Origin of the sequence: Jingyaoa shaoxingensis (assembly GCF_014385005.1) — a bacterium.
GTDB classification, from domain to species: Bacteria; Bacillota; Clostridia; order Lachnospirales; family Lachnospiraceae; genus Marvinbryantia; species Marvinbryantia shaoxingensis.
Genome location: NZ_JACRSZ010000013.1, coordinates 1 through 22,166 on the forward strand (window position 1 = coordinate 1; position 22,166 = coordinate 22,166).

At 44.9% G+C, this 22,166-nt stretch carries 17 protein-coding genes; 9 read left to right on the top strand and 8 right to left on the bottom strand.

What is annotated here, in order from left to right; genetic code table 11:
* Positions 1-239: 239 nt before the first annotated feature.
* Positions 240-1,979 carry an ABC-ATPase domain-containing protein gene (locus H8716_RS12245; protein WP_249309174.1) on the bottom strand — a complete coding sequence of 580 codons (1,740 nt, stop codon included), beginning with the start codon at positions 1,977-1,979 and terminating at the stop codon, positions 240-242.
* Positions 1,980-2,557: 578 nt separating this feature from the next.
* Here H8716_RS12245 and H8716_RS12250 point away from each other — a divergent pair.
* From H8716_RS12250 to H8716_RS12260, 3 genes are all read left to right on the top strand, one after another.
* A complete protein-coding gene (locus tag H8716_RS12250) occupies positions 2,558-3,109 on the top strand; it encodes a DUF3793 family protein (RefSeq protein WP_249309176.1) in 552 nt (183 codons plus the stop codon).
* A gap of 127 nt (positions 3,110-3,236) precedes the next feature.
* Positions 3,237-3,659, top strand: coding sequence for a flavodoxin (locus H8716_RS12255; RefSeq protein ID WP_249309179.1), 423 nt, complete (start codon positions 3,237-3,239; stop codon positions 3,657-3,659).
* 209 nt (positions 3,660-3,868) lie between these two features.
* The gene (locus tag H8716_RS12260) at positions 3,869-5,572 is read left to right on the top strand and encodes an AAA family ATPase (protein WP_249309182.1); all 1,704 of its coding nucleotides are present in this window, start codon (positions 3,869-3,871) and stop codon (positions 5,570-5,572) included.
* Between the two features lie 109 nt (positions 5,573-5,681).
* Here H8716_RS12260 and H8716_RS12265 read toward each other — a convergent pair whose 3' ends face one another.
* Complete coding sequence (locus tag H8716_RS12265) at positions 5,682-8,009, bottom strand: heavy metal translocating P-type ATPase (protein WP_330606616.1); 2,328 nt, start codon at positions 8,007-8,009, stop codon at positions 5,682-5,684.
* A 42-nt stretch (positions 8,010-8,051) separates the two neighbouring features.
* On the opposite strand from H8716_RS12265, the gene H8716_RS12270 reads away from it, so the two are divergent.
* From H8716_RS12270 to proC, 4 genes are all read left to right on the top strand, one after another.
* Complete coding sequence (locus H8716_RS12270) at positions 8,052-8,750, top strand: hypothetical protein (RefSeq protein WP_249309186.1); 699 nt, start codon at positions 8,052-8,054, stop codon at positions 8,748-8,750.
* A 191-nt stretch (positions 8,751-8,941) separates the two neighbouring features.
* The gene (locus H8716_RS12275; protein ID WP_249309188.1) at positions 8,942-10,342 is read left to right on the top strand and encodes an AI-2E family transporter; all 1,401 of its coding nucleotides are present in this window, start codon (positions 8,942-8,944) and stop codon (positions 10,340-10,342) included.
* Positions 10,329-10,871 (top strand): prolyl-tRNA synthetase associated domain-containing protein, encoded by a 543-nt coding sequence (locus H8716_RS12280; protein ID WP_249309189.1) that lies wholly within the window; start codon positions 10,329-10,331, stop codon positions 10,869-10,871. Before H8716_RS12275 ends, H8716_RS12280 begins: the two co-directional genes overlap by 14 nt.
* A gap of 45 nt (positions 10,872-10,916) precedes the next feature.
* A complete protein-coding gene (gene proC / locus H8716_RS12285; protein WP_249309190.1) occupies positions 10,917-11,711 on the top strand; it encodes a pyrroline-5-carboxylate reductase in 795 nt (264 codons plus the stop codon).
* 67 nt (positions 11,712-11,778) lie between these two features.
* Here the strand turns inward: proC and H8716_RS12290 are convergent, their stop codons facing one another.
* From H8716_RS12290 to H8716_RS12315, 6 genes are all read right to left on the bottom strand, one after another.
* The gene (locus H8716_RS12290) at positions 11,779-12,498 is read right to left on the bottom strand and encodes a phosphatase PAP2 family protein (RefSeq protein WP_249309191.1); all 720 of its coding nucleotides are present in this window, start codon (positions 12,496-12,498) and stop codon (positions 11,779-11,781) included.
* Positions 12,499-12,737: 239 nt separating this feature from the next.
* Positions 12,738-14,102 (bottom strand): threonine/serine exporter family protein, encoded by a 1,365-nt coding sequence (locus tag H8716_RS12295; protein ID WP_249309193.1) that lies wholly within the window; start codon positions 14,100-14,102, stop codon positions 12,738-12,740.
* On the bottom strand, positions 14,092-14,844 hold the full coding sequence (locus tag H8716_RS12300) for a DUF4866 domain-containing protein (protein ID WP_249309195.1): 753 nt from the start codon (positions 14,842-14,844) through the stop codon (positions 14,092-14,094). The genes H8716_RS12295 and H8716_RS12300 overlap by 11 nt, the downstream gene beginning before the upstream one ends.
* A gap of 17 nt (positions 14,845-14,861) precedes the next feature.
* Complete coding sequence (locus tag H8716_RS12305; RefSeq protein WP_249309197.1) at positions 14,862-15,284, bottom strand: aspartate carbamoyltransferase regulatory subunit; 423 nt, start codon at positions 15,282-15,284, stop codon at positions 14,862-14,864.
* Positions 15,278-16,225, bottom strand: coding sequence for an aspartate carbamoyltransferase (gene pyrB / locus H8716_RS12310; RefSeq protein ID WP_249309200.1), 948 nt, complete (start codon positions 16,223-16,225; stop codon positions 15,278-15,280). Before pyrB ends, H8716_RS12305 begins: the two co-directional genes overlap by 7 nt.
* On the bottom strand, positions 16,222-17,523 hold the full coding sequence (locus H8716_RS12315; protein WP_249309201.1) for an adenylosuccinate synthase: 1,302 nt from the start codon (positions 17,521-17,523) through the stop codon (positions 16,222-16,224). The genes pyrB and H8716_RS12315 overlap by 4 nt, the downstream gene beginning before the upstream one ends.
* 131 nt (positions 17,524-17,654) lie before the next feature.
* Here H8716_RS12315 and H8716_RS12320 point away from each other — a divergent pair, with 131 nt between their 5' ends.
* Both H8716_RS12320 and H8716_RS12325 read left to right on the top strand, forming a co-directional pair.
* On the top strand, positions 17,655-18,569 hold the full coding sequence (locus H8716_RS12320; protein ID WP_249309202.1) for a LysR family transcriptional regulator: 915 nt from the start codon (positions 17,655-17,657) through the stop codon (positions 18,567-18,569).
* A gap of 120 nt (positions 18,570-18,689) precedes the next feature.
* The gene (locus tag H8716_RS12325) at positions 18,690-22,136 is read left to right on the top strand and encodes a SpaA isopeptide-forming pilin-related protein (RefSeq protein ID WP_249309204.1); all 3,447 of its coding nucleotides are present in this window, start codon (positions 18,690-18,692) and stop codon (positions 22,134-22,136) included.
* The last annotated feature ends 30 nt before the right edge of the window (positions 22,137-22,166 follow it).

Sequence of the window (22,166 nt, forward strand, 5' to 3'; positions counted from 1 at the left end):
GAAAATGGCTAGAGCATGACGTAATGCTGTAGAAAGAAGAATGTCGGAAAGCCGTGTGAGGGAGAACCTCATGCACGGTTTGATGAGGGGCGGATGAAATTTTCATCCGCCTACTCTACTGCTGTCTATGATTATGACCGCAGATAATAATTATTTTGCTGCTTATCATAAACCATAGATGGTCACGTAGTATAAATATCAAGCACTTAATAAATATACCTTTTGTATTTTGATAAGTCTTAAGCCCTTCGATACCGGTTGAAGCAGGAATAGATCTCCTGTACTCTTGGTATTGCATATCCGCCGGAAATGTATTTTCCTTCCATGAAAGCATACAGCCCTTTTTCTTCTAACTGTGTCTCGATGAACTGTACAATTTCAGGCAGTGTTTTTTTCGAATCTGCCAGTTTTTCTACTGCGTATTTCAGAAGCAGTCCTAAAGAGGCAGTCTGTTCGCAGTCGATGAGCTGCTCAATATAACGCAGGTCTACAGTTTGTTTCCCAAGTGAAAATCCGTCTTTTCCCTGTAATTTTACTTTCAGGCTTTCTTCTCCGCGTACAGCGCCGGTGCGGTAATCCCGTTTTTTGCCTACTGCTTTCGGATCAGTGGTCATGATGCGGTGGCTCTCTGGCATTGCAAACGGGCGGACAGATGTCTCAGGAATTGGAAATTCATTACACAGGGCTTTTGCTTTTTCTGTAATATCCACAGGCACATAGCTGTCCATCTGTATGACAGTATCTGCAATGTGGAAAAAGGCACCGGAGCTTCCGGCAACCAGAACCGTGGAAATACCGGCCTGAGCATACAGGTCACAGGCACGCTCCAGAAATGGAGTGATCGGTTCCTTGTCCGGAGCTATAAGACGCTGCATGAATGCGTCACGCACCATAAAGTTGGTGGCAGAAGTATCTTCATCTAACAGGAACACACAGCTTCCGGACTCCATGCCTTCGATGATGCCTGCAGCCTGAGAAGTACTTCCGCTGGCATCTTCTGTGGAGAAGCAGCGAGTGTCTTTGCCGTTTGGCAGATCATTGATAAACATGGAGATGTCCACATCCTTGATAAAGCGTCCATCTTCGGAACGAAGTTTCAGGGCAGTAGCATCCGTCAGGACATATTCCCGCCCGTCTCCGGCAACGTGATTGTATACACCCATATCAAGAGCATTCAGCAGAGTGGATTTGCCGTGATAGCCACCGCCTACGATGAGCGTGATGCCTTCTGGAATTCCCATACCGGTGATGGTGCCTTTATGCGGCAGTTCCACAGTGACACGCAAGGATTCCGGGGAAGTGAAGGCTTTTGCATTTTTCATTGGACGGGAAGATACACCGCTTTCTCGCGGCAGGATAGCTCCGTCAGCGACAAAAGCCACCAGTTTTCTTTTTTCCATTTCTTTACGAATGGTATCCTGATCTTCGCACAGATCTATGGTCTGTTTCACTTCTGCCGCATTCAGATTGCGGTAATAAAAGGTCTTTTCCACACATACAGGCAGAAAATCAAATAAGATTTTTTCCAGTTCTTTTGCATTGATACTGCGGCCGTTGGCCGGAAAACCGACAAAGAAGCGGGCAGTTATTAAGCCATTTTGTGGATCGTTGTCTATCTGGCAGGCAGTTCTTGCCAGTACTTCCGGTCCACACTGGCTGACAGAGATCAGACCACTTTTGCCGGATCCTTTGGCACGGAAAGAGAATCTTGCCACCTGTGCGGCAAACTGGCGGGTCAGGTAATCAGAAAGTGTTACCCTGATTAGTGCACTTTTAAGGCAAAATTGCGGGAAGCCGGCACGCTTCAGAGGTACCTGGACACTGATGTGAGACGGGGAGGCGAAAGGATCTCCCTGCACATGATCAATGGAAAGAGTGTACGCTGGAAAACGGTAAGTGCCTTTCAGAGACTTGTATGCCGGGTAACTTTTATGGTCAATGGAATGTAATAATTGCTGTAAATCATTGGATGATTGCATAAAATGGACTCCTTTTGTGAATTCTTATAGTAAAGATATTATAAGACTTTCGATGGAAGAACGCAATGTAGTACTTATTTTCAACGAACGAACACCGTGCAATATGATAGGCTATCTAATTAACGAACGAACAACATGCAGTATGATCTGCTAGGATACGTTGATTTTTTGCATCTGCTGGCATCATCTATGGACATCTGTTCCCTGCGATAGAAGCATTGCAGAGTCACAGATGTCATTAGATGCACAGATGCTGCAAAATCTGCCTACCATCTTAGCAGATCGTACATGCATTTGTGTTCTGTGCGTAGGAGACGAATTATATATTTGCTTTCATAATATAGAAATGCTGCATCATAGCAGATGAACAATATATATGTATGTTTTATGTGCAGGAATGCCGAGGCATTCTTGAAAAGAATTTGTAAACAAATTGATGGATGGCTAAAAATTGTAAGTTCTATCTTGACAGAAGTTACTGTGTGAATTATAGTAATTTATGAGGTTAGAAGAACCTAACAAAAGTAATAAAGAACTTACATTATTAGCTTTTTATTACAGATAAGGAGTATTGGGGTATGTTGGAACGGTATCTGGTGGAGCATTGTTCTCCTACGCTGGCGTCGATTAAGACGGCGAATCTGTTTACGTATGCGTATTCTTCGGAAGAGGAAGTGCAGGAGCAGATTGCTCTCTGGAATGCGTCGATGAATGACAAAGGAATTTTTGTAATGGAGCTGCGAAGGAGTGAGAAAGCAGCATTGATCTATGTGTGCCGGAAGTCGTTTTTGGAGCGGGATCTGAAGAAACCGGGAGTAGCGCAGTTTATGAAGAGATATGGATACACCAGTCTGGAACCGGAAGATGCCCTCAAGTTACTTCAGAGTAAGTTGCAGGTTCAGGAGGAATTCCCTCATGAGATCGGAATTTTTCTGGGATATCCGCTGGGAGATGTGATCGGTTTTATCAAGAATGCCGGACACAACTGTAAATGTACCGGATGCTGGAAGGTATACTGTAATGAGTGTGAAGCAGTCCGAACCTTTGCAAAATACAAGAAATGCAAGGATGTATATATGCGTCTGTGGCAGCAGGGACGGAGCGTCCTGAAGCTGACCGTGGCAGCCTGAAGCCGGAACTATGAGACGGCAGGAAGGCACCATGACATTCCTGAGGACCAGGGATCATAAATGTTAAAAGAAAGTCAAATGACTTTTTAAATTAAATAATAATGCAAAATAGCAGGAGGAATTTAAAATGAGTAAAGTAGCAGTTGTATTCTGGAGCAGTTCAGGAAATACAGAGACAATGGCAGAAGCAGTTCTGGAAGGAGCAAAAGGCGCAGGCGCAGAAGCAGAAATGATTAACTGTGCAGACTTCAATGCAGACATGGTAGATCAGTATGATGGGATCGCACTGGGATGCCCGGCTATGGGAGATGAAGTTCTGGAAGAAGATGAATTCCAGCCACTGTATGATGCATGCAAAGGCAAACTGGCAGGCAAGAAAGTAGCACTGTTCGGTTCCTATGGATGGGGCGATGGCGAATGGATGAGAAACTGGGAAGAAGACGCTAAGGGCGCAGGAATCACACTGGCATGTGACAGCGTAATCTGTAACGATGCTCCAGACGATGAAGCAACTGCAGCTCTGAAAGACTTAGGCGCAGCAATCGCATAAGCAGACAATAAAATAGAATAAGAGAAGAACAGCCTTTTGAATAGAGTTTCAGAAGGCTGTTTTTTTCTTATGGCATCCGCAAACTTTATAAAAATATAATGGGATAAAAATTAAAACTTTGCTATAATGATTCCAGAGAAGATCTGGACTGTGGTATAGTCAAGATGTCTGTGCTGACGGTCAGATTGTGAAAAGAAAGGAGCAGATCATTGATGGAAAAATTAAAATTGCCGGTTGGCATTGAGAATTTCCAGGAAATCCGGCAGGAAGGTTTTTATTATATAGATAAAACCAGACTGATTGAACAGCTTCTGGAACATTGGAGTAAAGCCAATCTGTTTACCAGACCGCGTCGTTTTGGAAAAACACTGAATATGAGTATGCTCCGCTACTTTTTTGAAACGGGGACAGATCCAACACTGTTTGATGGTCTGTATATTTCTCATAATCAAAAGCTCTGCGCGGAATATATGGGGAAATTCCCGGTTATTTTTCTTTCGCTGAAAAGTGTGGAAGGACTGACTTTTGAAAGTGCAAAATACCGGCTTACCGAATTAATTGGAAGAGAAGCAATGCGATTTCATTTTTTACTGGACAGCAGTTCGTTGACAGACGAAGAGAAGTACATGTATCGTGAATTGATTGCTTTGCAGGATGGAGAGTTCGCGATGAATGATAAAATCCTGGTTTCTTCTCTGAAAATGTTGTCAGAGTTTTTATATAAAAATTACGGGAAGAAAACGGTGATCCTGATTGATGAGTATGATGTCCCACTGGATAAAGCTTTTCAGAACGGCTATTACAGAGAGATGGTGGAACTGATGCGGGGGATGTTCGGACTGGCACTGAAGACCAATGATTTTCTGCAGTTTGCGGTGTTGACAGGATGCCTGAGAGTATCAAAGGAGAGCATCTTTACCGGTCTGAATAATTTTAAAGTGTTATCAATCATTGACGAACGATTTGACGAGCAGTTTGGATTTACAGATGAAGAGGTGCAGGGACTTCTGGAAGCCTATGGAATTGAGTCTCATCTGGAAGAGATAAAAGAATGGTATGACGGATATCATTTTGGTGACACTGATGTTTATTGCCCGTGGGATGTGATCAATCATGTGGATCTGCTTCGTGACAGCCCAAAAGCAAAGCCACGGGCATATTGGATCAATACCAGCGGTAACGGGCTGGTAAAGCGTTTTATTGATAAAGCAAATAAGACAACCAGGGATGAGATTGAGCGTCTGATTGCCGGTGAACCAATTGAGAAGCAGCTTCATCTGGAATTGACCTATGATGAGATCGATAACAGTATAGACAATCTCTGGAGTGTGCTGTTTACTACCGGATATCTGACACAGACCGGAATCACGGAAAATGGCGCATATAAACTGGTGATTCCGAACAGGGAAGTACGGGAGGTATTCAGGATTCAGATACAGGAATGGTTCAAACGGACGATTCTAAGCAACACAGAGCAGCTAAGTGCATTCTGGAAGGCATTCGAGGAAGGAGACGTAACGGGAATAGAGTCTTATCTGAAAAAGACGCTCAGCAATTCAGTTAGTGTGTTTGATACGAAGGCTCCGGAGAAGGAAAAAGAAAATTCTTACCACACACTTCTGGTAGGACTTCTGGCAGGAAATGATGGCTGGCTGGTAAAATCCAATGTAGAAGCTGGCGAGGGCTTTGCAGATATTATTGTAGAGACAGAAGATCCGGATGCCGGGGTGATTGTGGAACTGAAGTATTCCAGAACATTGGATGCTATGGAAAATGCCTGTAAAAAGGCAATTGCGCAGATAAAAGAACGCAGATACGATGAATATCTGCGTAATGATGACCGTCAGGATATACTGATTTACGGAATGGCATTTTGCAGGAAAAGATGTAAGGTGATAGTTGAAAAATTGTAACTGTCCAGAATACACTGTTCTGCAAGGCGTTTTGGCATAGGTATATGAAAAAACCGCTGATACTTTATGATATTTTTTAAAGTATCAGCGGAGTTTTTATATTTTGAATTTATTTCTTATACAGAATCCGGATGGAGTTCAGGATACACAGCATAGCCACGCCGGTATCTGCAAATACAGCGAACCACATGGATGCGTGTCCTGTCAGACCAAGGATCATAACAACTGCCTTGATGATCAGAGCGAATACCACGTTCTGCCAGGAGATAGCACTGGTTGCATTGGCAATGCGGATAGCCTGTGGAATGGCGTCCATATTGGAGTTCATGAATACCACATCAGCAGCTTCGATGGCCGCATCGGCACCGCTTCCCATAGCAGCTCCTACATCAGCACCGGCAAGAACCGGGGCATCGTTGATACCGTCACCAACGAACATCACACTGGTATGAGCAGCACGAATCTTCTGAAGTTCAGCCAGTTTATCCTGAGGAAGAAGTTTTGCATGAACTTCATCAATACCTGTCTCAGCAGCAACGGCATCGGCGCTTTCCTGTGCATCACCGGTCAGCATAGCAGTGGTAATACCCAGTTTTTTCAGTGCGGCGATGGCAGATTTTGCCTCGCTCTTGATGGTATCGGAGATCACGATGTGACCTTCGAACTTGCCGTTTAAGGCGATCAGAACTTCGCTTCCGAAGCCTTTTTTCTGGTAAGCAGACAGATCGATATGGAACTGATCCATCAGCTTGCGGTTACCAACCAGAAGAGTACCTTTATCAGTCTGGGCAGAAATACCGTGACCTGCGATTTCTTCCAGCTTTGCCGGTTTTACAAGAGAAAGTCCTTTTTCCTGTGCGGCAGTTACAATACTGGTGGCAATCGGATGAGTAGAGATCTGCTCGCATCCGGCAGCCAGAGTTAATAATTCATCGGAAGAAAGGGATCCTGCGGATACCACTTCCTGTACTACGAAGTTACCTTCTGTGATGGTACCTGTCTTATCCATAACGACAGCTTTTACATTGTGAAGCTGTTCCAGAGAGATACCACCTTTGAACAGGATACCCTTTTTGGAACCGGCTCCGATTCCAGAGAAGAATGCAAGCGGAACGCTAAGTACCAGCGCACATGGACAACTGATAACCAGGAAGGTCAGTGCGGTGTGTACCCAGTAGTACCAGTTCCCGGATACCAGTGACGGGATAATGGCAGTTGCCAGTGCCAGAACAACGACAAATGGAGTGTAGACTCTGGCGAATCTTGTAATAAAACGGTCGATCTTTGGTTTGCTTGCAGCGGCATTTTCTACAGAATCCAGAATACGGGTAACCATGGATTCTGATAACGGTTTGTCAACACGGATCTTTAACTGACCAGATACATTGACACAACCGGAAACAATTTCGTCACCTTTTTTCACAGTAACCGGAACCGGTTCACCTGTGATAGCGGAAGTATCCAGACGGCTGTCACCCTCCAGAATCGTTCCGTCCAGCGGAATACGGTCACCAGGACGAACCAGAAGTACGTCACCAACTTCGGTCTCTTCAGCTGGGATCACACGGATATCGTTACCGGACACCAGATTGACAGTTTCTGGACGAAGGTCTACAGCGTCCATGATCTGATTACGGCTTCGTTCTACTGCGATATCTTCGAAAAATTCACCGATGCGGTAGAACAGCATAACGCCAACTGCTTCGGAGAAATCACCAACAGCAAAAGCACCCAGAGTAGCGATACTCATCAGGAAGTTTTCGTCAAATACCTGTCCGTGTGTCAGGTTCTTCACCGCAGTGATAACAATTTCCAGACCAAGAATCAGGTAAGCAATAACATTGACAATTGCCGGTGCATAACCATTCACGCCCATATGTTCCATAACTTCGCCGATGACAAATAAAACAGCGCCGGTTGCAATCATGGCAAGAGTCTTTTTCTGCTCGGCTTTCTCATCTTTCTTATCATCTGCTTTGGCGGCAGATTTTGGGGTTGGATCCTTTGGAACTACTTTCACTTCAGATTCAATGGAGGCGCAGATGTCCTGAATCTGCGGCAGCAGGGAATCCAGACGTTTCCCGGTGATACGAAGCTGCTTGGTAGCAAATGTGATAGTAGCATCTGTTACATCATCCAGTTCATTAATACGGCGTTCCATCTTGGCAGCACAGTTTGCGCAGCCTAAATTCTCCAGAATGTAGACACGGCTTTCACCACCATTTCGGGTAACCGGAGTCTTTGGAACTACTTTTACTTCAGACTCGATGGAAGCACAGATCTCCTGAATCTGAGGAACAAGTGCATCCAGATGAGTACCGGAGATGCGAAGCTGCTTGGTAGCAAAAGTAATGGTAGCATCCGCTACATCATCTAATTCATTAATGCGGCGTTCCATCTTGGCAGCACAGTTTGCACAGCCCAGATTCTCCAGAATGAAAACCTGCTTTTCCGGACCGGCTGCATGATGATGGTGCTTATGTTCTTCATGCTCGTGATGATGTTCATGACCGCAGCCACAACCGCATTCGTCATCGCCGTGCTCATGGTGATGATGCTCGTGCTCATGATGGTGCTCATGTTCTTCGTGTGCATGGTCGTGGTGATCATGCCCGCAGCCACAACCACATTCGCCATCGCCGTGCTCATGGTGATGATGCTCGTGCTCATGATGGTGTTCATGTTCTTCATGTGCATGGTCGTGGTGATCATGCCCGCAGCCACAACCGCATTCGTCATCGTCGTGATCATGGTGGTGGTGTTCGTGGTGATGCTCGTGTTCATCATGAACATGATCGTGGTGGTCATGACCGCAGCCACAACCGCATTCGTCATCGTCGTGATCATGGTGGTGGTGTTCGTGATGATGCTCGTGTTCATCATGAACATGAGCGTGGTGGTCATGGCCACAGCCACAACTGCATTCGTCATCGTCGTGATCATGGTGGTGGTGTTCGTGATGATGCTCGTGTTCATCATGAACATGATCGTGGTGGTCATGACTGCAGCCACAACCGCATTCGTCATCGTCGTGATCATGGTGGTGGTGTTCGTGATGATGCTCATGATGATCGTCATGTGTATGCTCGTGTTCGTGATCGTGACCACAACCGCAGCCACAATGCTCTTCATCGTGAAGATGTTCGTGTTCGCTCATTTCCAAATCCTCCTTATATAATAGAAGTAATTGTATTTACATTAAAAACATATGAATATCTGTTCATATGTTAATATAATACCAATATGGGTATATGTCAAGAGGAAGAAAATGATATTTTAAAGAGATTTTTATAGTAAGAACAACTCGTTGCTTTTTCAGAAAAAACAGGGTATGATGAGTGGTAATAAACAACAGGAGGAGCATGACAGATGAACTGGGACGAATGGAAGAAAATATGGAAGCAGTCGTTGCAGCTGTTTCTGGCACTGGCACTTGCCATTGCATTTTACTTTCTGTTACTGCGTTTCTATTCCTTTAAGCGGAATATAGGAACCGTCATTAACATACTGATGCCATTTATATATGGAGGTGTCATGGCATATTTGCTGAAGACACCATGCAACTTCTTCGATAAGTTCTGGGAAGCATTCCTCCCGGCAAAGTGGAAAAAACACAAAACCGGAATATCTGTACTCACTGTGTTGATTCTGGTATTTATCATATTATATACCTTGTTGCGAACCGTTATTCCGCAGGTAGCAACCAGTATTACTGTGCTGGCAGGTATGGTTCCTGATCAGGTAAATAAGTTTTTCGACTGGGTTTCGTCCTATCTGAATAGTGAGGGCGTGGTACAGAATTATGTCAGACCGATTGCAGAAGATCTCAGCACGAAGATGGTTGACTGGGCAAACAGCGACCTGCTTCCGTATTTACAGAACATTGTGGCAAATACTCTGAATTCTCTTGTGGGCATTGTATCCAATCTGGGTATTGGTTTCATCGTATGTGTCTATGCCCTCTGTGCAAGAAAGAAGTTCGCCCGTCAGGGCAAGGCTGTAGTATATAGTATTCTGAAGCCCAAATATGCAGATGTTTTCATGAAGGAACTGCGTTTTGTGGATAAGACTTTCGATGGATTTTTAAGCGGGAAGATCCTGGACAGTGCTATTGTAGGTCTGATCTGTTACGGTTTTTGTCTGATCATGACTTTTACCAGAGGATTTTCCAATGGAATACTGATCAGTCTGATTATCGGAATAACAAATATTATTCCGTATTTTGGTCCATTTATCGGAGCAGTGCCTGCCACATTGTTGGTTTTGATGTCAGATCCAATTGGGGCAGTGATCTTTCTGATCTTCATCATTATTCTTCAGCAGTTTGACGGCAACGTGCTGGGACCTAAGCTTCTGGCAGGAAGTGTGGGATTGTCCGGCTTCTGGGTACTGTTCTCCATTACAGTTTTCAGTGGATTCTTCGGATTTGTAGGTGTACTGATTGGGGTACCGGTATTTGCGGTAATCTATGACTTAATTCATAAGCTGGTAAAACGTGGGCTGATCCGGAATAATAAGACAGAGCTTCTGGACGAAGAAGAGCGAAAGGCAGTAGAAAAGAAATCTGCCCGGCTTTCACCGGGTGAGCATCTGGAACAGAAACTGGATGAGCGGATTCTGCGTAGAGAACTGGAAGCCATGGATAAGGCGAAAGAGGAAGAAGAAAAAGCCAGAAATCCACAGGAAAAAACACCGGAAGAAGCGGATAAAAAAAGATTAAAAGATAAGATAAAAAGACAGAAAAGAGGCAAGAACGATGGAGCTGTATAAGGGGAGACCGGAGGATGTAACCGGACGACAGGAACGGGAGATCAGAGTTTATGATTTCCTGGACAAACTGGGAATCGAATATGAGAGAACAGATCATGAGCATGCAGATACTATGGAGGCATGCAACGAGATCGATGCAGTGTTGAATGTACTGATCTGTAAGAATCTGTTCCTGTGTAATCGTCAGAAAACAGAATTCTATCTGCTGATGATGCCGGGGGATAAATCATTTAAGACCAAGGAGCTTCCACCTCAGATCGGAAGTGCCAGACTGTCATTTGCACCGGAAGAATATATGGTGGAATATCTGGATATTCATCCGGGAGCGGTCAGTGTCATGGGACTGATGAATGACCCGGACAACCATGTGCGCCTTTTGGTAGATGAAGATGTGTTAAAGGGGGAATACATTGGATGTCATCCATGCGTGAATACCTCCAGTCTGAAGATTAAGACAAAAGATATCACAGACACATTCCTGAAAGCGGTGCATCATGATATGACGATAGTGAAACTGACGGGAGAGTAAAGGGAACAGATGACAGTGGAGTGAATCAGAAAGGGGACAGACAATATGAAGATTGGATTTATTGGATGTGGAAATATGGCAACTGCTATGATCAGAGGAATTCTGGACAGTAAGAAGGTGACAGCAGGGGAAATGATTGCTTCTGCGAAGTCCGATGCGACCAGAGAAAAGATCAGTCGGGAACTGGGAATCTGCGTGGCGGGGACAAACTCAGAAGTAGTGGATTTTGCAGATGTGATATTCCTGGCAGTGAAGCCACAGTATTACGAAGAAGTAATTGCAGAGATCAGAGAAGAGATCCGGCAGGATCAGATTATAGTGACGATTGCACCGGGCAAGACCCTTCACTGGTTGGCAGAGCGGCTGGGAGAGGACAAAAAGATCATCCGCACCATGCCGAATACACCTGCCATGGTCAAAGAAGGCATGATGGGAATGTGTAAAAATGAACTGGTCACAGAGGAAGAGATGCAGCAGGTAAAAGAGATCTGCGAAAGCTTTGGAAAGGCAGAAGTGGTACCGGAATCTCTGATTGATGTGGTGGTAGGAGTATCCGGCAGTTCACCGGCATATGTATTTATGTTCATTGAAGCCATGGCAGATGCTGCTGTAGCAGACGGTATGCCAAGAGCACAGGCATATAAATTTGCAGCACAGGCAGTTCTGGGAAGTGCGAAGATGGTACTGGAGACCGGTATGCATCCGGGAGCCTTAAAGGATATGGTCTGCTCACCGGGAGGAACGACCATCGAAGCAGTTCGTGTGCTGGAAGAAAAAGGCATGCGAAGCGCCGTGATCGAGGCATCCAAAGCCTGTGTGAAAAAAGGAAGAGAGATGTAACTCTGATGAAAAACAATTATGATAACATAGAAAAGGGCAGCCACAATTTATGTGCTGCCCTAAAATATTATCGTTTTTCATTGATTTGTGTCTGACGTTGAGTATGGTTCGGCATCCGGTTGCAAACCCGACGGCTGTGTATGTAGGTCAGAAACTGTGGTTGACGGTATAACAGATACCAGGTAATCAGGTTGAGTCCCATGGCTCCCACTACATCGATCACAGTGTGCTGCTTAATAAACATGGTGGAGAGTACAATGGATATAGCAATGATACCGGAGATCCTCTGCGCCCATGGATATTTCTTCAATATAACAGAATGTCTCACTGCTGTATGCATGGCAATGGTATTAAACACATGAATACTTGGAAATACATTCGTGGAAGTATCCGAGGAATAGATCATAATCACCAGTCTGGTAAACACGTTATCCCTTGGAAAAACAGCAGGCCGTAAGGTGTGTCCGTTCGGCCATACCAGAGAGATCAGAAGGAACAGTGCCATGCCAATCATCAAGTTCACAGATAACTGGTAATACTGATCCCGGTCTTTCTCCACCAGTCCGAAAAACAGTACTCCGAAAGTGATGTAGAAGAACCATATGATATAAGGAATGATAAATACCTCACAGAAAGGGATCAGATGATCGAATCTGGAAGCCAGCAGATGCATGTGGTAAATCGGACGATTCTCCACGTAGCCAAATACCGTTAAATAAAAAATCAAAAATATGGCAAGTGGGAACAGATGCTTATATTTTTGACAAAAACTCTTAATATACGTCATAGATACACCTCTAAAATAAATTATATAATTTACGGGATATCGAGTATGTTTATAGCATGAAAATCCTCTGCTGACAATACCCGCAGAGGATTTTTAAGAAAATTTTCATCAAAAATTCATCACACTTCAAAAATGACGTGCCATCACACTTTTTGTAAGGTGCGGATCAGATGAGAACACGTTCCCTCGGCTATCCAGGCAAATATAATGTGGAATTGCGTTTGTAATACACCTGATGATCAGGTGCAGTACCGGAATGTACGGTCGGTAAGGATACGTGCAAAGATCAGTCCCAGGGGGAGTGCCATGATAATCATGGCTGCAGCAGCGAACCAAGAGACCGCATCTGCCAGGGACATAATGCCAAAGTTATAGATCGCACGGTACAGGTAAAGTCCCGGTACCATAATCACAATAGATGGCACCGTAAGGGAGATCCTTGGATAACCATTATACTGTTTGATTGCAGAGGCCAGAAGACCAGCGGTCAGTGCACCGATAAATGCAGCAGCGGCAGGGGGGAGTCCTGCAAGGTCAACCAGCTCAAGACGGAGCGTGTTAGCAAGTGCACCGATCAGCGCGGCTGTGGTAGTCATAGGTACCGGGCTGTTAAACATAATGGAGAATCCGAAGACACCGCAGAAGCTTGCAAGTAGCCGGAAAACCAGCATGCTTCCTGTGTCAAGATGGATGGAGAGAAAATCCACCGGCTGCAGCTTTAGAATCAGTGCCATGATCCAGGCGAACATTGTTGCAACCAGAACAATAATGACGGAGTAAGTGAGCCGTTCCAGTCCGGATCGCAGATCCAGTTTTGCCAGATCGATGCCGCTGGTGATAAATGGAAAGCCTGGAATAATAAACAGCATGGAACAGATATAACCTGCTTCATGAAGTACAGAAATATGAAAAATCAGTTCTGCGGCTTTCAGCAAGCAGGCATAGATCAGGCATGCGGTGGATACGGACAATGCAACATTCAGGAAAAGCGTAAAATGATGCTTGATCAGTTTTGTACGCAATGCATTTCCGATTCCGGCTGCAAAAAATGCAAATATCATTTCAGAGATTCCGCCACCCAGGAGAAAGGTGAAGCCACAGCAGGCAAGTGCCGCAGCAAGACCCAGGGTGGAAGGAGAATACAGGGTATGAATTTCTTCAATCTGATCCAGGCACTGATGAATCTCCTCGCCGGTCATGTGAGCTTCCTTATCCGGAAAACTGTCTACAAACTGTTCCATTCGGTACAGTTTTGATGTATTAACACCGGTATTGGGAATGCTTAAGGACTGGGAAACGCAGTCATGACCGTCAAAACAGTTAAATTCAATTGACATCAGACCGATGTCAACGGTACATGTTACACCTAACTCCCGTGATAATTTATTCATAGAGGAACGGACACGCCAGGCACCGGTGCCACAGGAAAGCATGATCAGTCCTACGCGTCCTATGACAGAAGCCTTTTCAATCAATCCGGCTTTGCAGATCAGAACATCACTGTCATTATTGGTATAATCGTGCCATGGAATTTCCATATGATTTTTTTCCATAATATCCACAAAAGAGGAGGAAGCCGTTATGGAAGGAGTCTTAGTATTCATGAATAATCGCCTCTGCTTTTGCAATATGTTTTTCCAGTTCCCGTAAAAACACAGAATTCGGGAGAAAGATGCCAACTTCATCAAACCGCTGCCGGTTTTCTGCGAGGGAATCCTGTCCGTAGAAAACGAAAGACATAGGCAGTTCGTTTTCCAACTGGATCATCAGATTCCATAAAGCAGCATAGACTTCTGCCTCGGTTTCTTTTTTCTTCACAGAATCCGGAAGCTCACGAATCATAAGAATACCAGTGTGTTTTTCCAGGACACGGTGAATCACATGCATATTTTTCTCATCATAAGAATGGCTGTATCGATGTGCCTGTGCAAGAAACATATTTTTCGGATACCCCTGAATCTTGTATGCTTCAAGAAAACGATGGTAATCCCGTTCGTGTTCAGACAGCGGGAATGCCGGGAGAAGGGCTCCGGAGCTGTCTGTCATGATCACCGGATTCTGAATATTGTCAGCATCAAAACAGTAAGGAATCAGGAATGCGTTCCGTAGAAGATCAAACGTAGTATTCTGACAGATGATCATCAGAAAAGCGGACAGATCCTGATTGGTGTATGCCTGAAACAGTGCCTCTGCAAAATCCCGGGAAGGAACCTCTCCGATTTCTTCGTTGTTGTTCAGGTATTCACAGAATGTATCTTGCAGACGTTCGCAGGCAGAAGGGTTTTTAAGAATTTCACGGAACAGTGTCTGTGTATGTTCTTCCCTTGGAAAAATAGTAGTTTTCATTTCTGAATCAGCCTCCCTTAATGAACAGAAATCTTCTGATTACAGTAAATACAACGGTAGATACCGGACGGTGACATTTTGAAAATATGGTCACATCCGATCTCGATACTGGTGATACACCGTGGATTTTTGCACTGAATAACATTTTTCAGATATTCAGGCGGAACCGGGTGATATTTTTTTACCACTTCGCCGTCACGGATCACAATCAGTGTAATCTTATCATCCAGATATCCCAGAATGTCCAGACGTTCCGGTAGGGTCTCACCTTCGATCTTGATCAGGTCTTTGTGACCGTACTTCTGGCTGCGGACAGACTGCAGCAAAGCCACAGATTGTTTCTGGTCTTCCAGATGCAGCAACTGATAAATGTTCATGCCCTGCCCATTGGTGATATGGTCAATAACAACGCCGTTCTGAATAGATTCTATTTTTAACATGGCAATACCTTCTTTCCGGTCAGTGGATCTTCCAGACCTAAAAGAGACGCAATCAGTGCCATGCGGATATAGACACCATTCTGAACCTGCTGGAAATATGCAGCTCTGCTGTCTGTATCCACATCCGGTGTGATCTCATCTACTCTTGGCAGTGGATGAAGAACCGGCATGTCAGGACTGGCTGCCTGGAGCATCTTTTTTGTCAGAATGTAAGTTCCTTTTAGGCGGATATAATCTTCTTCATTAAAAAAACGTTCTTTCTGAACTCTGGTCATATACAGCACATCCAGTTTTGGAAGAGTTTTTTCCAGACTTGTGACTTCCGCATAAGAAATGCCAGATGGCTTCAGTGTATCGTCAATCAGATAATCGGGAACGCGTAGCTCTTCCGGTGAGATAAAGTAAAACTGATTGCCCGGATAGCGTACCAGACTGTTCACAAGAGAGTGTACGGTACGACCGAACTTCAGATCACCGCAGAATCCTACCGTCAGATGATCCAGACGTCCTTTTCGCTGGCGGATCGTCAGCAGGTCAATCAGTGTTTGAGATGGATGAATGTGTCCACCGTCTCCGGCATTGATGACAGGAACTGTGGAATACATGGATGCACGTAAGGGTGCTCCTTCCTTTGGATGGCGCATGGCAATAATATCTGCATAACAGCTGATGACACGGACAGTATCTACCACAGTTTCGCCCTTGGTGGCGCTGGACTGCTCTGCATCGGCAAATCCCAGAGTCTGACCGCCCAGGCTCAGCATGGCAGATTCAAAGGACAGCCGGGTGCGAGTACTTGGTTCATAAAAAAGAGTCGCCAGTTTTTTGCCGTCGGCGATATGTGCATAAGCAGAACGGTTGGTGACGATCCGATCGGCAAAATCCAGGATGTTATTGGTTTCTTCCGGTGTAAAATCCAGAGGATCTATCAGATGTCTCATAACCATGCTCCTCTCAGCAGATATTCATCTCGTTTGGCTCCCACGGAGATGAACTGAATGTCCGCATGCAGCAGATGCTCCAGTGTTTCGACATATTTCCGTGCATAATATGGAAGATCTTCATACTTACGAATAGTAGAAATGTCTTTCTGCCATCCCGGAACCGTCTGAATGACCGGTGTGACGTCATCCAGATTTTCAAAAGGATCAAAGGCATCCATCTGTTTGTTTTCATAACGGTATCCGGTGATAATCGGTATTTCGGACATGTTACTGAGCACATCCAGTTTGGTCAGGGCAATCTTGTCTGCATTCTGACATTTCAGGCCATAGAGACTGGCAACAGCATCAAAAGGTCCCACACGACGTGGACGTCCGGTAGCAGCACCATACTCACCGCCTTCGCTTCTCAGCTTCTCCATCCAGGACTCTGGCATGGCTTTTTCAGCAGCAAAAGGACCGGCACCTACACAGGTGGAGTAAGCTTTTAATACACCCACTACATGATCCAGGTGGTGTCCGGGAACACCGGCGCCGATTGGACCATAGGCAGAAATGGTAGAGGAACTGGAAGTATACGGGAAAATACCGTAGTCAATGTCACGCATGGCACCCAGCTGGGCTTCCAGCACTACCCTTTTGCCAACAGACAGAGATGCAGACAGATAACTTCCGGTATCACAGATATAAGGTGCAAAAAGTTCAGACTGCTTCCGACACCAAAGCAGAAGTGCCGGGAAGGACATCGGTTCCTGATGATAGCATCCTGCCAGTTCCATATTTTTGGCATCCAGCATCACCTTCAGACGGGACTGAACGGATTCTTCTTCCAGATGGAGCAGATCACCCAGACGCAGAGTTTTCTTACGATATTTATCACTGTATGCATAGGCGATACCGCGTCTGGTGGAACCAAAGGCGGAACCGCTCCTGGCGAGACGATCCTCTTCCAGGATGTCCTGAATCCGGTGCCATGGCATAGAGATGGTAGCACGGGTAGAGAGCTTCAGATTTTCCGGTCCTACGGATATACCCTTTTCCCGGATCTGAGTTATCTCACCGGACAGATGTTCCAGATCCACTACCATGCCATCTCCCAGAACACAGACTACATTTTTATGTAAAATACCGGAAGGCAGAAGGTTAAGAATGAATTTTCCCTGATTGGTGACAACGGTATGACCGGCATTGTTTCCACCCTGATAACGAACAACTACGTCCGCTTTTTCAGCAAGCAGATCAATAACACGTCCCTTGCCTTCATCACCCCAGTTGATACCAGTTACAGCAGTTAACATGTTTTTTCGCTCCTTTGTAAAAGATTGTGTTTCTTTTTTTAACGAGAGCTATTATACTATGGAACATAGAAATATGTAAAAAGTATTATTGATATATTAGATATCAGTATATAATATGGCAGGAGAAGAATATGAATGTAAATCTGGAATATTATCGGATCTTTTACTATGTGGCAAAGTATCAGAATTTTACCAGGGCTGCCCGTGCCATGGGGAACAGTCAGCCGAATATCACACGTGCCATGAATCTTCTGGAGCAGGAGATTCACTGCACGCTGTTTATTCGGACTAATCGCGGTGTGCGGCTGACTCCTGAGGGAGAGAAGCTGTATATCCGGGTATCTGCAGCCATGGAACAGCTGCAGACTGCAGAAGAGGAGCTGCATGAGAGCAGCGGACTGGAGCATGGAACCATCTCCATCGGTGCCAGTGAGACGGCATTGAATATTTATCTTCTGGAAAAACTGCGGACTTTCCATATGGAATATCCAGGCATTCGTCTGAAGATTTACAATCATTCCACGCCACAGGCGGTGCAGGCAGTAAAAAATGGTGAGATCGATTTTGCAGTGGTGACGACGCCAACAGATGTAGAGACGCCGTTAAAAAAAGTAGATCTGTATTCATTTCAGGAGATTCTGGTGGGAGGAAAGACATTTATGGCATTGGGAAGTCAGGAATTGTCACTGGCAGAAGTTCAGAATTATCCTTTTATCTGCCTTGGCAGGGAGACTCAGACATGGAAGTTCTATCAACAGATATTTGAAAGGCATGGGCTGGAGCTGATGCCAGATACGGAAGTAGCTACCACAGACCAGATCCTGCCCCTGGTAAAAAATGAACTGGGAATGGCATTTCTGCCGGAAGCCATGGCAAGAGAAGCCATTGAAAAAGGAGAGATCATCGAACTGTCTCTGAGAGAAAGTGTACCGCAAAGAAGTGTCTGCATGGTATATGATCGTCAGCATCCCTTAAGTGCTGCGGCAAAAGAACTGAAAAGCCGTATGCAACAGAGTATATCCACAGAGGCTGGAAACGAGTTATAACGGAAACTTCAAAAAAAAGCTTAAAGAAAAGTTCACAATTTTAAGATAGGAAAAACGAACTGACCATGTTATACTTGGGAATAGAAATGAAATTCTACCAGGGGAAATGGAGGAAAAATAATGAGACATAGATGGAAACGGGGAGCAGCAGTACTGCTGACAGCCTCTATGTTATTTTCAAATATCAGTATCACAGGTCTGGCTGAGGAGGATGTGGCAACACAGGCGGTAGAAGAGACGCGGGCTGAGAAAAAGTCAGTGGAGACGGAAGCTCCAACAGAAAAGCCGACGGAAGCCCCGACAGAAGCCCCAACAGAAGCGCCGACCGAGGCACCGACGGAAGCTCCAACAGAAGCGCCGACCGAGGCCCCAACGGAAGCCCCAACCGAGGCGCCAACGGAAGCCCCAACAGAGGCGCCAACAGAAGCGCCGACCGAGGCCCCAACGGAAGCCCCGACAGAAAAGCCGACAGAAGTGCCAACAGAACCCCCAACAGAGAAGCCGACTGAGACTCCGACAGAAGCCCCGACCGAGACACCAACAGAAAAGCCGACAGAACAGTCTGAGAAGCCGACGGAGACAGAAGAACAGACAGAGGAACAGGGAATCTATACAGCAGAAGAGAAAAATTATACGGTTACAGTAGAACTGCCGGATGATATGGAACTGCCAAAGGGTGCAGAATTGGTGGCAGATGTGGTAAAGAAAGATTCCAAAGAAGCCAAAAAAGATCTGGCACTTGCAAAAGAAGCAGCAGAAGATTATGAGATTGCGGGATATCAGATCTACGATCTGCATTTTGAAAAAGACAATAAAGAGATAGAACTGACATCCAGAGAAAAGGCTGATATAAAAGTTACACTTTCGATTGAGAAAGATGAGTTTTGTAAAAATCTCAGTGAAAAAGACCTGGAGATATTTCATATCCGGGATTTAACCGATGAGGAGAAGAAAAAAGAAAAAGCAGCATTGCAGGAAAGTGAAGCCGAGACGGAGAAGCAGACTGCAGAAGAACAGAAAGCCGATAAGCTGAAGATCAGCAAGACAGAAGAAAAAGACGGAAAAGAGATCATTACGTTTTCTACAGATGGATTTTCTGATTATGTATTTGCAGTAACAAAGGAAAAAGAAACAGAGAAGAAGGCTGAGACGGAGAAGCAGACAGAAAAGAAGCCGAAGACATTGAAACAGAACAAGCAGTTGAAGAAAGCAAAGGCAACCGAAAAACAGACAGAAAAAAAGATTGCACCACAGACGGAAAAGCAGACAGAAAAGAAGATTGCAGTACAGACAAAAGAAACGAACGACACGGAAGTAAAAGTGACTACTATGGAGATCAGGGTACAGGGAGCGGAAAAAGCTTCCTGTACACTGGTAATTTCAGCAGAGAATAAGAAAGATCTGACTGATACAGAAGAAGATATGGCAATCAGAATCACAGATGCATCCGGTAAAGAGATAAAGGATGCTGAGGTGAAGAAAAATACCATCACAATTCCGGTAAGCGGAAAGGAATCTGTAATCAAAATTGAAAACCTTCCATTATATGGAGACATTAAAGCAAAAAGTGAAGCAAAAGGTAAAACAGAAGAGCCGGCTTCTTATGTAATCGATGCAGGTGGTAATTATATTGCTGATAAGGAAAGCAGACTGACTGCAGATTATTATACGGTATATCAGAATAAGGCCGGAAAAGCGATAGGGGGTCAGAAGAGTGGTAAAGTAACGCTTACTGCTGAAGAAGCCGGCATGAATCTGACGGTAAAGAACATCTATTCTACTGTAAAAGTAACCTCTGTGAGTCAGAAGAACAGAAAGACCTATTTTACTGGAATGAAATATATTGTCACAATGGCAGAGAATGTGAAGCTGACAGTATCTTCCAGTGAAGATAAGAAGGGAACGACCATTATTAAGGGACTTCCGGCCGGAAGCTATACGATTACCGGAGATACAGCAACGATTCCGAAGACTTATTTCGAAGAAAAGAAATCAGCAGATCTGAAGATCACAGACAGTAAACCACAGGTAGAAGGCGTATTAACTTATCAGCCGATGACTGTAACAGTGAAAGTTGTAGATGAGAATAACAAGCCGGTACAAGGTGTAAAAGTAAAGATTGGACAGGTAAAGGATAAGAAGTATCGCTTCATTTCCGGAACCACCGATTCCAACGGAGAAGTGCAGAAGACCGGATATGTCCGCAGAGGGGAGACATACCGAATTGTGCAGGAAAATATAGCAGGGCATTATGCAGCACAGAGTGCTCAGCTGAGTAAGAATTTCAGATACACTATAAAAGAGACCGGAGAGAATCCGGGCATCACCTTTACCAATCAGGCTACGGTTCTGAAGGTCGGGGTTATCGACAATGTATCAGAGACATCCCCATACGCCGGAAGCTATATTGCAGGTGCGACAGTAAATATCAAAAGCAGTGATGGTACCGTACTGAAGACAGTTACCACAGAGAGCCAGCCTGTAGAAGTGAAAGGACTTCTGGATCCGGGCAAGACATATATCGTGCAGCAGGAAACAGCACCGGCAGGATATATTGTAGGGGCGGCTAATGAATCCGGAAAATATGTAACGGGAGCCATGTTCACTTTATCATCTTCCACAAGAGCTGCGAAACTGGTACAGATATCCGATGATACGGTGAAGGTTCTGATATCCAGAAAAGGATATGAAAGCAGAACACAGGTGATCAAGAATGGCAAAAAGACTTATGAATATAAGAATCTTCAGTATGTGGGAGGCGCAAAACTGGAGATTCGTGACGAGGATGGAAATGTAGTAAAGGACAGAAATGGTAATCCGGTTTCCTGGACTTCAGATGCGAAAGGTGGTCATCTGGTTGAGGGGGTACTGGCAGCCGAGACAGAATATACTCTGGTGGAAACCAATGCTCCGGACGGATATGATGAAGCTGGAAAAGGTACATTCCATACTTATAAGAGTGGAAACAAAGCAATGGTTACCATGCAGACAAGAAAATTCAATGGAACGATTCGTGTGATTATGAGGGCTGCTTACCAGAATACAGCCATAAAAGTTAACGGTACTTTCTACTGTGCTCTGTTTATGGATAAAGATCTGAATCAGAGATATACAGAAGCAGGTGTAAAACCACTGGTGATGTCCACGAATCAGGTCTATGCACAGGCAACCTTTGAGAATATTCCGGCAGGGACTTATTATGTGGCAGAGACAGATCAGAGTGGTAAACCTCTGAGAGACAGTGCAACTTTCAGGGTAAATAATCCGGATCAGGGGCTGAACCTGAACAGCAGCAATAAGAACCTGATTGCTGAGATCACCAATGACTATGTGCAGAAACCTGCAGATGCCCAGACAGTATCCAGGTCAGAACTGCAGAAATCCTATAAGTCAGAATATGCCAATTATGGAGGATCTGCATCCGCAGCAAGACAGCTTGCATCAGGCGGCGGTAATGCAGTCAAGACAGGAGATACGACCAATGTAACATGGTATGTAGTACTAATGCTTGCAGCACTTGGCATGTTCACGGCAGTATTAGTAAGAAAAAAGAACCATAGAATGTAATGATTCAGAACCCGGAACATACACTGTAAA

Bases quoted from the DNA above. Each gene is read 5' to 3' on its own strand.
- H8716_RS12275 (WP_249309188.1), top strand. From the start codon at position 8,942: ATGAACTGGGACGAATGGAAGAAAATATGGAAGCAGTCGTTGCAGCTG.
- H8716_RS12255 (WP_249309179.1), top strand. From the start codon at position 3,237: ATGAGTAAAGTAGCAGTTGTATTCTGGAGCAGTTCAGGAAATACAGAG.
- H8716_RS12305 (WP_249309197.1), bottom strand. From the start codon at position 15,284: ATGTTAAAAATAGAATCTATTCAGAACGGCGTTGTTATTGACCATATC.
- H8716_RS12295 (WP_249309193.1), bottom strand. From the start codon at position 14,102: ATGAATACTAAGACTCCTTCCATAACGGCTTCCTCCTCTTTTGTGGAT.
- H8716_RS12325 (WP_249309204.1), top strand. From the start codon at position 18,690: ATGAGACATAGATGGAAACGGGGAGCAGCAGTACTGCTGACAGCCTCT.
- H8716_RS12315 (WP_249309201.1), bottom strand. From the start codon at position 17,523: ATGTTAACTGCTGTAACTGGTATCAACTGGGGTGATGAAGGCAAGGGA.
- H8716_RS12300 (WP_249309195.1), bottom strand. From the start codon at position 14,844: ATGAAAACTACTATTTTTCCAAGGGAAGAACATACACAGACACTGTTC.
- pyrB (WP_249309200.1), bottom strand. From the start codon at position 16,225: ATGAGACATCTGATAGATCCTCTGGATTTTACACCGGAAGAAACCAAT.
- H8716_RS12280 (WP_249309189.1), top strand. From the start codon at position 10,329: ATGGAGCTGTATAAGGGGAGACCGGAGGATGTAACCGGACGACAGGAA.
- proC (WP_249309190.1), top strand. From the start codon at position 10,917: ATGAAGATTGGATTTATTGGATGTGGAAATATGGCAACTGCTATGATC.
- H8716_RS12245 (WP_249309174.1), bottom strand. From the start codon at position 1,979: ATGCAATCATCCAATGATTTACAGCAATTATTACATTCCATTGACCAT.
- H8716_RS12270 (WP_249309186.1), top strand. From the start codon at position 8,052: ATGTTCTTCATGCTCGTGATGATGTTCATGACCGCAGCCACAACCGCA.
- H8716_RS12290 (WP_249309191.1), bottom strand. From the start codon at position 12,498: ATGACGTATATTAAGAGTTTTTGTCAAAAATATAAGCATCTGTTCCCA.
- H8716_RS12320 (WP_249309202.1), top strand. From the start codon at position 17,655: ATGAATGTAAATCTGGAATATTATCGGATCTTTTACTATGTGGCAAAG.
- H8716_RS12250 (WP_249309176.1), top strand. From the start codon at position 2,558: ATGTTGGAACGGTATCTGGTGGAGCATTGTTCTCCTACGCTGGCGTCG.